General features: G+C 39.6%; 14 protein-coding genes. 6 read left to right on the forward strand and 8 right to left on the reverse strand.

Features of this window, described 5'->3' with window-relative positions; genetic code table 11:
- Positions 1-73: 73 nt before the first annotated feature.
- The 4 genes from manX to pabB form a co-directional block, all read right to left on the reverse strand.
- Positions 74-1,039, reverse strand: coding sequence for a PTS mannose transporter subunit IIAB (manX, locus tag ACWPW6_RS08970; RefSeq protein ID WP_208852747.1), 966 nt, complete (start codon positions 1,037-1,039; stop codon positions 74-76).
- Positions 1,040-1,691: 652 nt separating this feature from the next.
- Entirely contained in the window at positions 1,692-3,056 is a 1,365-nt protein-coding gene (locus tag ACWPW6_RS08975; protein ID WP_163861497.1) for an L-serine ammonia-lyase, read from the reverse strand.
- A 173-nt stretch (positions 3,057-3,229) separates the two neighbouring features.
- Entirely contained in the window at positions 3,230-3,790 is a 561-nt protein-coding gene (locus tag ACWPW6_RS08980; protein WP_154622922.1) for a CoA pyrophosphatase, read from the reverse strand.
- Entirely contained in the window at positions 3,783-5,150 is a 1,368-nt protein-coding gene (gene pabB / locus ACWPW6_RS08985) for an aminodeoxychorismate synthase component 1 (RefSeq protein WP_196713142.1), read from the reverse strand. Before pabB ends, ACWPW6_RS08980 begins: the two co-directional genes overlap by 8 nt.
- Positions 5,151-5,303: 153 nt before the next feature.
- Between pabB and ACWPW6_RS08990 the strand changes: the two genes are divergently transcribed.
- Entirely contained in the window at positions 5,304-5,477 is a 174-nt protein-coding gene (locus ACWPW6_RS08990) for a YoaH family protein (protein WP_154622920.1), read from the forward strand.
- Positions 5,478-5,666: 189 nt separating this feature from the next.
- Positions 5,667-6,032 (forward strand): protein YebF, encoded by a 366-nt coding sequence (gene yebF / locus ACWPW6_RS08995; protein WP_154622919.1) that lies wholly within the window; start codon positions 5,667-5,669, stop codon positions 6,030-6,032.
- Between the two features lie 75 nt (positions 6,033-6,107).
- Here the strand turns inward: yebF and ACWPW6_RS09000 are convergent, their stop codons facing one another.
- Positions 6,108-6,338 (reverse strand): DNA polymerase III subunit theta, encoded by a 231-nt coding sequence (locus ACWPW6_RS09000; protein ID WP_154622918.1) that lies wholly within the window; start codon positions 6,336-6,338, stop codon positions 6,108-6,110.
- A gap of 378 nt (positions 6,339-6,716) precedes the next feature.
- Between ACWPW6_RS09000 and ftnA the strand changes: the two genes are divergently transcribed.
- The 4 genes from ftnA (at position 6,717) to ACWPW6_RS09020 (ending at position 9,081) form a co-directional block, all read left to right on the forward strand.
- Positions 6,717-7,220: a non-heme ferritin gene (ftnA, locus tag ACWPW6_RS09005; protein WP_154622384.1), complete on the forward strand. Its 504-nt coding sequence runs from the start codon at positions 6,717-6,719 to the stop codon at positions 7,218-7,220.
- A 186-nt stretch (positions 7,221-7,406) separates the two neighbouring features.
- On the forward strand, positions 7,407-7,793 hold the full coding sequence (copC, locus tag ACWPW6_RS09010) for a copper homeostasis periplasmic binding protein CopC (protein WP_154622385.1): 387 nt from the start codon (positions 7,407-7,409) through the stop codon (positions 7,791-7,793).
- Positions 7,794-7,795: 2 nt separating this feature from the next.
- The gene (gene copD / locus ACWPW6_RS09015) at positions 7,796-8,692 is read left to right on the forward strand and encodes a copper homeostasis membrane protein CopD (protein ID WP_154622386.1); all 897 of its coding nucleotides are present in this window, start codon (positions 7,796-7,798) and stop codon (positions 8,690-8,692) included.
- A gap of 41 nt (positions 8,693-8,733) precedes the next feature.
- Positions 8,734-9,081, forward strand: a complete 348-nt coding sequence (locus ACWPW6_RS09020; protein ID WP_154622387.1) for a YebY family protein — start codon at positions 8,734-8,736, stop codon at positions 9,079-9,081.
- A 388-nt stretch (positions 9,082-9,469) separates the two neighbouring features.
- Here ACWPW6_RS09020 and ACWPW6_RS09025 read toward each other — a convergent pair whose 3' ends face one another.
- The 3 genes from ACWPW6_RS09025 to yebS all read right to left on the reverse strand — a co-directional run bounded on the left by ACWPW6_RS09025 (position 9,470) and on the right by yebS (position 13,385).
- Entirely contained in the window at positions 9,470-9,703 is a 234-nt protein-coding gene (locus tag ACWPW6_RS09025; RefSeq protein WP_154623811.1) for a DUF1480 family protein, read from the reverse strand.
- Positions 9,704-9,850: 147 nt separating this feature from the next.
- Entirely contained in the window at positions 9,851-12,184 is a 2,334-nt protein-coding gene (locus ACWPW6_RS09030; protein WP_196713141.1) for a PqiB family protein, read from the reverse strand.
- Entirely contained in the window at positions 12,159-13,385 is a 1,227-nt protein-coding gene (yebS, locus tag ACWPW6_RS09035; RefSeq protein ID WP_154623813.1) for a membrane integrity lipid transport subunit YebS, read from the reverse strand. Before yebS ends, ACWPW6_RS09030 begins: the two co-directional genes overlap by 26 nt.
- Between the last annotated feature and the right edge of the window lie 118 nt (positions 13,386-13,503).

The raw sequence follows: 13,503 nt of genomic DNA on the forward strand, positions 1-13,503 counted from the left end.
TAACCAAACATGTTTGGTAAATCTGTTTTCGAGTAATGGTTAAAATTTAAAATTATTAACGGCTTAACTAGGACTAATTTTTTAATTTTTTAATCAAATCCATCATCTGAACTTTACTGTCAGAAGAAACTTTACGGACTTCCAATTCGATGTTTTTCTCATTGAGATAATTGAAAGCGTCAATATCTGTTTGATTGATAGACACGGCATTTGTCACTTGAGTTTTACCTTCATGGAACGCCATACCACCGATATTGACTGACTTTATATCTACACCTGCTTCAACGAGTCGTTTTACATCTGTTGGGTTAGTGAACAGCAACATGACACGTTCACCCGCGTATTTCGGGTTGTTATAAACACGAATACATTTTGCAACATCAACAACATGGGCTGTAACGCCCGGAGGGGCAACTTGTTTGAGTAATGTTGAACGAACTTGGTCTTTTGCGACCTCATCACTGACAACGATAATACGTTTTACACGTGTTTCTTTTGTCCAGCGAGTTGCGACTTGACCATGAATTAAACGGTCATCAATACGGGCGAGTGCGATCACCATATGTTCGCCAGGCGCTGCGGTGACAACTTGTGCAGGCGCAGGTTGTTGAGCAGGCGCTGGTGTTACAGCGGCTTCTGGTTCTTTAAATTTCAGCGCGCGGATCCCACCACGGCCAGTTTCTAAAGCAACGGAGATTAACTCCTCAAAGGAAGGGTTATCATCGCGACACATAAAAGTTTCTACTAACATAGGCACGTTAACACCAGTGACTATTTCATAGTTTTTATGTTCGTTTACGATACGACTCGCCGCGTTAAATGGGCTACCGCCCCATGTATCGACTAGAAAAATCACTCCATTGGAGGTCTCTAAATCAGCTAGTTTTGCTGTGTACTTTTCAAATAGGGTGTCCGCGTTTTCCCCTGGTACAAAGTCAATAAACGAGACATTTTCCTGCTCGCCAATTAACATTTCGGTGGTACGGAGAAGCTGCTCTGCCGCCACACCGTGGGTACCAATCATAATAGCTATACTCACTTGATTTCCCTCTTAACAGATATAGAACGGAATTTGTTTATCAGGTCAAAATTGAATCAGGGTGATGAAACCTCCTAATTAAAGAACGGTATTAATAATATTAGCTGATTAAATTCACTCCACTTAGTACAACGAGTAAACAATTATCATGCTAATTACGATCATTAGAAAAGGTAGCATAACATTTTGTATAAGCGTAAAAACTTGTTTTGCGTCAGAAAATTAAAAACATGCAGGTTATTTCAAATAAAATGCAAGTTTTATCTGTATATATTTGTTTTGTTGAATTAATTATCTAAAAATGATTTTTAAATGGATAATTAAACTGTTATCGGTAACAAAAAAAGAATAGGAAATGTAAGGTTTTTACGCGTGAGATTAAAAAAGTGTCAAAAAATGACACGATTCAGCAGTAGGAAGTTCTGAAAGGGAGCCGTTAAAAGATAAAGAATATAAAATCACTTTTCATTAAATATTTATCACAGAATAAAATGGCTCCATGTGATGAGCAAAGTAGGAGAAATATAGAGCAGAAAAAGATATCTGTGAGGTTAAATAATGCTCAAAGTAACCGTTGCTAAATAAATACCGCGTATACAAAATAAAGTGCTATACGCGGTATCAAATAACCGTTTAATGGTAGTGTGAGTGTTTAATCACATTGGACTTTAATGGCTAAACCACCGCGAGAGGTTTCACGGTATTTTGCATTCATGTCTTTTCCTGTTTCATACATTGTCTCGATAACTTTATCGAGAGAGACTCGTGGTTCACTTGTTCGACGCAATGCCATACGCGTTGCGTTGACAGCTTTGACGGAAGCAATCGCATTACGTTCGATACAAGGTACTTGCACTTGGCCAGCAACAGGGTCACAGGTTAAACCTAGGTTATGTTCCATACCAATTTCAGCCGCGACACAAACCTGTTCAGGGCTACCACCAAACAGCTCGGCGAGGCCAGCAGCGGCCATCGAACATGCGACACCGACTTCACCTTGACAGCCAACTTCTGCACCTGAAATGGAAGCATTCATTTTATAAAGAATACCAATAGCACCAGATGCAAGGAAATAACGGGTATAAAGCTCAGGAGTGACGGGTTCAATACAGTGATTATAATAAGCAAGTACAGCGGGGACGATACCACATGCACCGTTCGTTGGTGCAGTTACGACACGCCCGCCAGCCGCATTTTCCTCATTAACAGCTAAAGCATACATGTTAATGAGATCCACAACGTTCATTGGGTCATTAGACAGTTTGCTTGATGAAGTTACGAGGCGATTCAGTGCTGGAGCACGACGAGGCACGCGTAGTGGCCCAGGAAGAACACCTTCAGTATTGAGTCCTCTTTCTATACAAGCCTGCATGGTTTTCCAGACATCGGCAAAATATGCCTCAATTTCTTCTTTAGTATGAAGGTCTAGTTCATTCTTCATCATCAAGCTAGAAATGGATAAGCCTGTCTTTTTGCAATGAAGTAACAGTTCTTCTGCTGATTTAAATGGATAGGATACAGGTTTGCTATCGAGAGTGGATTGACCAAAGTGTTCTTCATCAACAATAAAACCACCGCCGATGGAATAGTAAGTTTTGGTGTAAATTTCATCTTCACCTGAAAACGCATGGATGGTCATGCCGTTTTCGTGTAAAGGGAGGTTATCTGAACGGAAATTCATACCACCTTCACGAGGAAAATCGACGGTGTGAGTACCATTGGCTAGCAGTAATTTTTCCGTTTTTTCAACGTTATCGATAAAGCTTGGAATAGATTCAATATCAACGGTTGCAGGTAAGTTGCCAGCAAGGCCCATAATGATTGCAATATCGGTATGGTGACCTTTTCCAGTGAGCGAAAGAGAGCCATAAACGTCAACCGCAATGCGTGTGACGCTTGGTAATAATTGTTTATTTACCAAATCATCGACAAATTCTTTTCCCGCCTTCATTGGGCCGACGGTATGAGAGCTTGAAGGACCTATGCCCACTTTAAACATGTCGAATACGCTTATCACGCAGGACTCCTTAAAAAAAGTAGATATTTAGTGATTTATTTTAAAGGGCGCTACTTTACTGTTATTTAGTAGTGTTAACCAGTAAGTTTAAATTATTTTTTAAAATAAGGTAGCAACAAAAGGCCTATTGATTAAAAATAGCACAAAATGTCAGCGATTTCGTGATGAAGGCGCTATTTTAGTTGAAGAGCTAACTGATGAATAATGGCGGCAGTCAGTCCCCATACTAAATGGTTATTATGCCAATAGAAAAAGATGCGGTTACTGCTTCCTGCCCGTTTTACATCAACATACTTATGTTGGCTCAATGATAATGCATCAAATAGAGGCACTTCAAAGACAGAAGCAACTTCACTAGGGTTAGGGTGATAGTCAATACCTGGAGGCAATAATCCGACAACGGGGGTGACCTCATAGCCACCAAGGCTTTGTTGAGGGGTAAGCTGCCCGAGTATTTGTACTTTTTCTGGAGGAATGGCTACCTCTTCATACGCTTCCCGTAAAGCAGTGGTGATCAGAGAACCATCTTCAGGATCGCTAGCGCCACCCGGAAAAGCGACTTGACCTGCGTGAGAGCGCAAGAAAGGTGAGCGCTGTGTTAACAGCAAGGTTGGTGTTTTTTTATTAATGATCGGAAGAAGTACAGCAGCAGATTTACTCGCCGTACGTTGTGTTTGGCGAGTAACAGGAAGTGTAAACTGAAAACGGCTAATAAAGTCATTCAGTTTAGTCATTATGCTGCAATTCTCCTAACAAGGGTAATATAAGCCGTAATTTATCAAACGTTTCCTGATATTCTTTATCTGCTTGGCTGTCAGCAACGATTCCGCCACCGGCCCAGCAGTAAATACGTTTCTTATCAGTTAACAAAGTACGAATCGTTATATTAGTATCCATTTTACCACAAAAGCTAATATAGCCAATTGCACCACAATATCCATGCCGACGATGAGGTTCAAGCTCTTCTATAATTTGCATGGCACGAATTTTAGGTGCGCCAGTTATTGAACCACCAGGAAAACTGGCACGAAGCAAATCTGTTGCAGTATAAGGTGCAGCAAGAGTTGCAGTGATGGTGCTAACGAGGTGATGAACGGCTGGAAAAGCTTCAACAACGAATAATTCCGGCACTTTCACGGAGCCCGGCACAGCAACGCGACCAATATCATTTCTAAGTAAATCGACAATCATCAGATTCTCAGCGCGATCTTTAGGCGAATTAGCTAACTTTTCAGCTTGAATGAGATCCTCTTGTTTATCTTCTAATCGTGGAAGTGTACCTTTAATTGGTCGAGTTTGAATTTCCCCATCCTGCAAAAGAATAAAACGTTCAGGTGAAATGCTTATCACTGCATTATCAGGTAGGCGTATAAAGGAAGAAAAAGGCGCTCGGTTTGATTGAGTGAGTGATAAAAAAGCATCCCATTCATTGCCTTTATAGGTGGCATCAAAACGCTGTGCTAGGTTGATTTGATAACAATCACCATTGCGCAGGTATTCATGTATTTGTTGTATTTTTTGCTGATATTGCTCTTGTGACATGTTTGAATGCCATGCGCTAGTGAGCGTAAATTGCGTTTTGCGTGGTGCTTTTTGCTTTTTTAGCCAATTAAGACGTTCATGTACATCGGAGTAACTCAATAATGTGACCGTTTTTTCTTGATTATCGACAATCAAAGCCCATTCATATATACCGACGGCCATATCGGGAAAGTGCAGGTCAACATGGGCTATTTGTGGCATTTTTTCAATACGTCGACCGAGATCGTAGCTCCAAATACCTAAAGCCCCCCCCGTAAAAGGGAGCGAGTCGTCACGAGCGTGTTTAGGTGTGAATTGTTCAATGGATTGTTGGAGTAATTTAAACGGGTCGTCACTCGAAACTTCGACAGTTTGTAAGTGGGTTTTGGTCGTTTTATCCCCCTCGGTGATGAGCGTCGCAATAGGATCAGCAACGATAATATCGTATCGATTATGTGGATGATCCGCATTGCCTGAATGCAGGAGCATGGACCAAGGTTGATGAGCTAGTGGAGCAAAGTAATCAATAGCTGCATCAGGATGATAAGGAAGTTGTATTTTATTGATAACCATTTGTCTATACTAATCTAAAAATCCACAAAAAGAATTACTGTCCAGATTAGCATATATCTTATCTTAAACAGCTAACAGCTGTTAAAATTAGGCTAAAATTTTTTATTTTCACCTAAATCACTTAATGATTAACCAGTAAGAAGAGAGGTAAAGATGTTTTCAGGCATGCCTGCACTCAATCATCAAGAACAACAGGAAGCTGTTGAACGCATTCATCAATTAATGGCAGATGGAATGAGCAGTGGGGAAGCGATCGCACTGGTCGCACAAGAAATTCGTGAGAAGCATAAAGATAAAGAGCAGATTCATGCTCGGTTTGAAGAATAAAATAAATATGAGTAAAACAAACTATTAACATTTATGCTAAAATCTGATACATATTAGTTAAGTCATACCATTTCTGGCAGTTTATAAATATTTCGACTATTTTAGTTAGATGAGATAAATGTCGTAAAAAATTAACTATGGTCACTGAACTAATTTGTTACCTAACATTTTATAGGGATCGGAGGAAGCATGAAGGCTGGAAAAAAAATCGGTTTTGCTTTAGGTAGCTGTGCATTGTTGTTCAGTTCAATTGCATTCAGCGCTAATCAAGAAGAAGGCAAAGCAGCCCCCTTTATTAGCTGTGAAAAATTAGCAGAGCCTCAAATCGCTGCACAAGTTAAAAATGATTTTATGAACAATCGTCTACCTCGTTGGGGAGATGAAAAGGCATTGGTGGGTAAAAAAGCAGTTGCTTGGGTGAATAATCAAGAAGTGACTAAAACGGCGACAGGTTATCAAGTGCCGTTAACGGTAAGAGGATCTAAACAGGATTTACATTATAACGTGGTAGTTGATTGTGAAAAATCCACGATCACTTATAACTCTACAAAATAATCCTCAATATATTATTTAAGTATTGATAGGAAAGGGAGGCATTTAGCTTCCCTTTTTTATGACGCTTGATAACGTCTAACGATTTTTAGGCTCGTATGGAAGACGAGAAAAATGTTGTGAGAGTTGACGATAGTGGATCAACCTTTCCCTAAAATAGTTTCGAAGATGTTCAGGTTGTTCTTGTTCAACGGCTTCTGCAATGACGGCGATATTATAACGCTCTTTAAAGGCAACTCCGGAAGCTTGAAGATCTACGTTGATTTTATCCATTTCGTCTTTAGGTAATAATGCAAGATTATAGCTCATATCCACTCTCAATCACTTCATTGTAGAGAGGATAGTGTAGCAATTTATGGATAAAAATCACTAGATTCATGATGTTTGAAGAGATATAAATAATTTAATACTTTTTATAAAAAAGAGAATTTTGCATATAAAACACGTAATAAATTAATCAATAACCATAATGATATAATGTATTTTTAAATAAGAATAATTCTTGTTCCTCATGAAAAATAATGAAATGACATGAATAAAGATAATGAGATTGATTATTGTTAATCTTACGTAAAGTTATTAATTATCAGTAGATTATATTTTTATGTTTTATTATTGTTTTAGGGTTTTAATTATTTTTATTATATGCATAATAATGGAATTAATCTTAACAGCTAAGGAAAGAATATGTTAACAAATGATATGATCAATAAATTGAATGAGCAGTTAAATCTTGAGTTTTATTCTGCTAATTTATATTTACAAATGAGTGCATGGTGTAGCGATAAAGGCTTTGAAGGTGCTGCGGCGTTTTTAAAAGCGCATTCTCAAGAAGAAATGGAACATATGCAGCGTTTATTTGACTACTTAAGTGATACAGGTGCATTACCGAAGTTAGGTCAAATTGCAGCTCCACCGGTTGATTTCAAATCTATTGCTGATGTATTTACACAAACTTATCAGCACGAACAGCAGATTACAGCAGAAATTAATAAGTTGGCGCATTTAGCGATGACTACGCAAGATTATTCTACGTTTAATTTCTTACAGTGGTATGTTGCAGAGCAGCATGAAGAAGAGAAATTATTCAAATCCATTCTGGATAAACTGGATATGGTGGGTGAAAGTGGCAAAGCGCTATTCTTATTGGATAAAGATCTAAAAAATATGTCTGCCGCTGCACACGTTTAATATAAAACATCAATAGGCTTATGAATCGTAGTGATTAATTTCAACATTCATGAGCCTTTTTCTTTTCATTTTGTGTCAATAATCACACCTTAAACAGCTAAATCGATTTTTTTGGCGATAAAGCGTATTTCTTCCGTATAATGGTTGGCAATAAATCTAAATTCACCTGCAAATTAAGGGGTTACTATGCCAATCTATCAACTCAAATCATCGTGGCGCAAATTAAGTGCGGTTGCTGTATTGTTTTTAGGCATGTCATTTCAACAGGCATTTGCGCATGCGCATTTAAAAGATCAACTTCCAGCAGAGGGTGCTTCAGTAGAACAAGCTCCAGAGTCAATTACCCTAAACTTCTCTGAAGGTATTGAGATCAACTTTACTAAGGTAAAAGTGACGGGGCCTGATAATAGTGTAGTGAAAACAGGTAAACCGGCATTAGACCCAAGTAATGATACCAAGGTTATCGTACCTATCGAAAGCAACCTTGCGACCGGTAAGTATGATGTTAATTGGAGTGTTGTTTCTGTCGATGGACATAAAACAAAGGGTGAATATAGCTTTACTGTGAAATAATCATGTCTCTAGAGGCATTTTATACAGTCATACGCTTTTCCCATTTTGTCGCTGCGATGTTGATGTGTGGTATGTCAATATTCGCGGCTGTTCTCAGTGTTGGCGCTTTTCGTCAGGTTCTTCGTCAACTCCTTAATCGTGCGATTATCTTTAGTGCAGTCATCACGGCACTTACTGCTTTTGCGTGGATGTCTGCTCAAGCTGGGTTAATGGGAGATGGCTGGGAAGATACACTTGATATTGATATTTGGAAGAGCGTTTTTAGTACAACATTCGGTCAAGTGTGGCGTTGGGAATTACTCTTTTCCTTAATGACGCTTGTCGTTGTTTTTATTCGTTCACAAAATCTTCGTTTATACCTGCTGTTAATACTTTCGATTATTCTACTCGGATTACATGCTCTTATTGGTCATGCAGCGATGCATGATGGTTTAATAGGGGGCCTACATCGTTTGAATCAATTCATTCATCTTATCAGCTCAGCCTATTGGTTTGGTGGTTTGTGGCCATTCCTGATTTGCATTCAATTTTTACGTGATAAAAATGAATTAGCTACAGGCTTAGATAAGCAAATATTTGTTAGTTTGATTCGTTTCTCACGTGCAGGACATGTTGCTGTAGTATTGGTATTAATGACAGGGATCATGAGTTCGATAACATTATTGCCAAATTGGCCGTTAAGCTATTCTGGCTCAGAATATCAATCTTGGCTTTGGTTAAAAATTGGTTTAGTCGCGTTAATGGTCCTACTCGCCTTGATTAATCGTTATATACTGGTGCCGACGATCAAAAGAAAAGGGCGATTACAATATTTGATTGTTAATAGCTGGATTGAATTGTTGTTAGGAAGTGTGGCCATTTTGGCTGTCGCTATTTTTGCAACTTATCAGCCGGTATAATAATACGATAGTGAATTTGATGTTCTAACAAGGTAATTTTCATGAAACTGAAATTAGCGCTTTATTCTATGTTGTTGGTAAGTACCACTTTTAGTGTGGCAGCTGCCCCTATCGAGACCGTGAGTAAAAAGCAATTTGGTGATGATTGGCCATTTACCCGTGAAGAGGTGATGCTAGAGTGCCGAGGCAATGGGGCACTTATTGTGATCAATCCAGCGACACTAATGCAATACCCACTTAATGATGTCGCGGATAGCCAGATGAAGAATAAAGAGATAAAAGCTCAACCAATTGATGTGCTATTAAAGCCCATTGATACACAGAAAACCACCGAAGAGCGTATTCAACCGCTTAAGTTAGCAGCAGAGAAGCTGTGCAAGAAAGCCTGATATTATATTTATAGTAAAATAATAAGTGCCGTAAATCGTAAGCATATTACTTATCATTTATGGCATTTTTTTTACCATTTATGCATTTAACCCCAGCTAAACTTGAAAGGTTACACTTATTTTTGATATAGAATTTACCTATCAATCAAATAGCTCGATATTCGAATATTAAGAAATAAATTGTGTTAATAATATGTAAAAAAATTGATAATTTATGTGGTAAGAGTGCGCTTAGCAAGCTAGTATTAAATTGTACTTTGTTACGTCTCAATGGCAATTTTTAGCGCACGGCTCTGCCAGAGCCATTTCCCAAGGCCCGGTAATCGGAATCTACCAGGCCTCTTTTTTTGCCTGTAACTTGCTGTTGATATGATAGCGACTTCATCAATTAAGCCACTCTCATCACCCAATGATGGTTATCTTTGTCATAGCGATGACGATATAACAATACGGGTTTTTCATTAATAAGCGCTGGAATACTGGTATTTTCATCCCAACCGTCTAGCTGCATGCAAAATTCGGTATCCGAATCACAAGGGATACTGAGAATATCACTTTTATGATCATGCATAACAGCATCGTTGATTTCATAGGAAGATATTTTCAAATTAACTATGCTCATTAGATTACCTCTCATAGGGTCTGTGACAATAGATTATCGACTTAACAAAACTAAGCATAGTATAAATGAAACCTATTTCCAAAATATTTTTTTTGGTGACGTTAAAGAAAAGGTGCAATATTGTTAAAATATGCACCTTTCTAGTGATTATTGTTTAGGGATAGATGTCCCCCAGTCTAACCAATCTTTTGGTGGTTCTAATTTTAGAATGAAATGCTGATCGGGCTTGGCTTTAGGGGCAAGAGGCACTGTCGGTGGGGTAGCTAAAGAAATGCCACCACGAACGAACTGTTTGAAAGTACCACTCTTAATCATGCCGCCAGTAAGGCCAAATGACATGTTATAGCCAGATGAGATCCAAAATTGGGTATTATCGCGGATCAGGTATTGGTATTCTTTTCCGATACGTGACGCAACATAGACGCGATCGGAAAGCTCTCCCAAATATAAACCAGTAACAGTTCCTATTTCCATTCCTCTAAATAGTAATGGCGTTCCCACTTGGATTGAGCCTACTTCACTTGCATCAAGTACAATAGTTAACCCATCCAAATAGCGGGAGTCGGTGATATTGGCAGTTTGTAGTTCAAATTGGTAACGATTTCTATTTCCTCTACCGGGTTCAGCGCTGATATAAGGTTGTAGAAGGGTATCAAGGTTATTGAAACCCGCAGGAGAAAGCTCGGGAGTGACAATAGCAAAGCGGCTACCGCTTTTGGTAAAGGCCTGAACATATTCAGGGTAGAGGATCGCGCGCGCATTCACCTCGCGATTGTTCGCTGACAATTTCAATGTGTCTATTTGCCCAATATCAATCCCTAAGTAGCGAATAGGCATTCCTTCTGACAATTTAGATGCATCAAAAGTGGTTAAAGTCACTACGCTACCGATAGCTTTTGCTGCGGTCTCTGTTGGGTAAAGAGTGTGTTGTCTTGTGCTATCAAGAGCAGCACTTTGAATATTATCAAAGCTAATTGCGCCTCGAATTGCCCGTGTCAATGGAGCCGCTTGTACGGTTAATCCGTTACTGTTTAATTTGACTTTTGCGCCACCTTCCGCCCAAAAGACACTCTTTTTGGTTAATAAATGGCGATATTGGCTAGAGATATGAATATTAATCGCAAAGCCTTCATTAGTCGGCTGGATTGAGACAATTTCACCGACCGTAAATTGACGGTAAAGCACGACAGAGCCTGCTTGAATGTCGGGAAGGGTCGTTGCGTTTAATGTGATAGTGGTTGTGGGTGATGAGCCGGTTATCCCCGCTTTTGCATTATCGTCGCTACGATATAATGGGAAAGTTTCAGGCAAGGTCTCTTTCCCTTTACCAACTAATAAGTGAATGCCGCCGTCTAACCACTCTTGAGGCGTGGCCCCTTGAAACTGAATTCCAGTTAATCCTAATTGAACATCAAGGCGGCTGTTCGCAACAAATTTAGTATCAGCAAGGATGAGGTGGCGATATTTATCTAAGATGGCAACTTGAAACATCACTTTGTCGTCAAGTAAGTTACGCTGTAACACCTTACCTACTTTAACGCCACGATAAACAATAGGTTGCCCTTCATTGACGCCATATGTCTCAGGCGACCATAAAGAGACAACTAAACTTTGTTTGTGTTGCTGCTCATCCTGTTTAAGTTCATCTTTGTTCGGATGTAAAACAAACTGCTGTCCTTCTTGTGCAGGCGCACTGTGAGAGGGAGAGTCAAACGCGATAGCACCATTGATGACAGCAGAAAGACTTTCCATTTTGACATTGACGCCCGAGTTCAGGTCAAAGCCGCCTTGGAAACCGGAGACATTCCAAAATTGGCTATTTTCTTTTACCAATTTGGTATAACGTTTTTCAATGACCGCCGCAATGGAAACACCTTTATCATCAGGTAAAATAGAATAATCAGAGATATAGCCCACAGGTACTTTTCGATAGTAAATGGGGGAGTTTTCATGCAAAGAGCCTAAATCTTTTGCCGTTAAATAGATCAGCAATTGCCCTTCTTCCGTTTGCAACTGAGGGGGAGAGTCTTGAGCGATAAAATTGTGTTGCTCTTCACCGGTACCGGGCTGCATTCCAATATAGTTCCCCCCAACCAAGGCATCTAACCCAGAAACGCCAGCTAAAGAAGCTTTGGGTGTGACCAGCCAAAATTTGGTACCTGCGGTAAGTGCAGGTTTCATATCTTTATTTATACTTGATTTAACAATGATTTTTTTCATGTCTTGGCTAACCGTGACGGATTGAACTAATCCAACCTCAACCCCCTGATAGCGAATGGGGGTTCTCCCAGCAACCACTCCCGGCGCTGAAGAAAATTCAATGGTCACCTCTGTACCTTGCTCTAACCAGTGTTGGAAGAGCAACCAACCTGCGATGAAGACCGCCACAAGCGGTAAAAGCCAAAATGGTGAGATACGCGCTCGTTTGCGTAAAATGGCTTCTTGCTCAGCAGGTTCATTTTGTTGATTGTGATTTTGCATAAGAGTCCCAAATTAAACGACTATCAAGCCACTCGACAGCGAGTATAGTTAAAATAACAGCAACACCGAAAAACAATGCGGCAGGGCCCATAGTAAAAGACATCAATTGATCGCGATTGATGAGTGTCATCATGAGTGCAATAACAAATAAATCCAACATTGACCAACGACCAATCCATGATACGAATTTCAGTAACTTCATTCTCAGCACAGGGTCAGTACCACTTCTATATTGGATTGAAAATAGCAGTAGAATCATGATCAGTATTTTAATAAATGGTACCAATATGCTCGCGATGAAAACAATGGCTGCAATGGGCCAATTTCCTGAATCAATGAGTGAAACAACGCCAGAGTATATGGTGTCCTCCATTCGTTGCCCATTAATGTAGACAACGGAAATCGGCATTAAGTTAGCAGGAAACAGTAGTATCATCGCAGCAATCAGTGCGGCCCATGTTTTTTGCAAACTATAAGGTTCTCGATGATGTAACGGGCGATGGCAGCGTTGGCACACTCCGCGTTGGTTTGCAGGTGCCGTAAAATGACAGGCTTGGCAAGTTAAGGCATGAGGATCATCAGCTTGCTCACGTTTAGGATAAAATGTCCGCCAAAGTTGTTCGATATTGAGATGAATTAATATCAATAGGCTAATAAGGGTCATTGTGATAAAAGCAATTAGCCCATTACCGATAAATACACTTGCGTAATCTTGCAGTTTAATCGCCGCGATACCGACGCCAATGAGATAGACATCTAGCATTACCCACTCTTTTAAACGGCTCAAGACCAGCAAAACGGGGCGTAAATTTAAGGAAAAGTATTTTCCGATATAGAGATAGATAAGCGCTATTGGCAAAAACAAGGGGGCCACAATCGCACAAAAAGCAATAATACTCGCTGATAGGGGATCCCCTTGATGGTTAATCAGGCTAATCCCTTCAATGACATTGGCGTAAATTTGCGTACCGAGCAAATGAATCGAAATAAGGGGTTGCCAAAATGCAATAGGGGCTAACATCAATAATGTAATCGAAAGAATAAACAAGCGCTTTAATGACCAAGAGCGCCCATCATCTAACTGACTATGGCACCGTGGGCATACGACAACTTGGCGCGCATTATGCGGTGGAATAGATAATTTAAGATTGCAATAGCAGCAATGTTGCGAAATTATATCACTATGATTAATGTGGTTCATTATATTGCTCGTTGGTTTTAGCTGCGCGTGTAATCTAGTGTAAAAAAATTTACGATTTAGTGACAACTTGCTAACCTACAGGTTGCACGAAATGTTAAATTTATTGCATCATTTTATT

This window comes from Providencia sp. Marseille-Q8014 (assembly GCF_965112055.1).

Bases quoted from the DNA above. Each gene is read 5' to 3' on its own strand.
- ACWPW6_RS08980 (WP_154622922.1), bottom strand. From the start codon at position 3,790: ATGACTAAACTGAATGACTTTATTAGCCGTTTTCAGTTTACACTTCCT.
- pabB (WP_196713142.1), bottom strand. From the start codon at position 5,150: ATGGTTATCAATAAAATACAACTTCCTTATCATCCTGATGCAGCTATT.
- ACWPW6_RS08990 (WP_154622920.1), top strand. From the start codon at position 5,304: ATGTTTTCAGGCATGCCTGCACTCAATCATCAAGAACAACAGGAAGCT.
- yebF (WP_154622919.1), top strand. From the start codon at position 5,667: ATGAAGGCTGGAAAAAAAATCGGTTTTGCTTTAGGTAGCTGTGCATTG.
- ACWPW6_RS09000 (WP_154622918.1), bottom strand. From the start codon at position 6,338: ATGAGCTATAATCTTGCATTATTACCTAAAGACGAAATGGATAAAATC.
- ftnA (WP_154622384.1), top strand. From the start codon at position 6,717: ATGTTAACAAATGATATGATCAATAAATTGAATGAGCAGTTAAATCTT.
- copC (WP_154622385.1), top strand. From the start codon at position 7,407: ATGCCAATCTATCAACTCAAATCATCGTGGCGCAAATTAAGTGCGGTT.
- copD (WP_154622386.1), top strand. From the start codon at position 7,796: ATGTCTCTAGAGGCATTTTATACAGTCATACGCTTTTCCCATTTTGTC.
- ACWPW6_RS09020 (WP_154622387.1), top strand. From the start codon at position 8,734: ATGAAACTGAAATTAGCGCTTTATTCTATGTTGTTGGTAAGTACCACT.
- ACWPW6_RS09025 (WP_154623811.1), bottom strand. From the start codon at position 9,703: ATGAGCATAGTTAATTTGAAAATATCTTCCTATGAAATCAACGATGCT.
- ACWPW6_RS09030 (WP_196713141.1), bottom strand. From the start codon at position 12,184: ATGCAAAATCACAATCAACAAAATGAACCTGCTGAGCAAGAAGCCATT.
- yebS (WP_154623813.1), bottom strand. From the start codon at position 13,385: ATGAACCACATTAATCATAGTGATATAATTTCGCAACATTGCTGCTAT.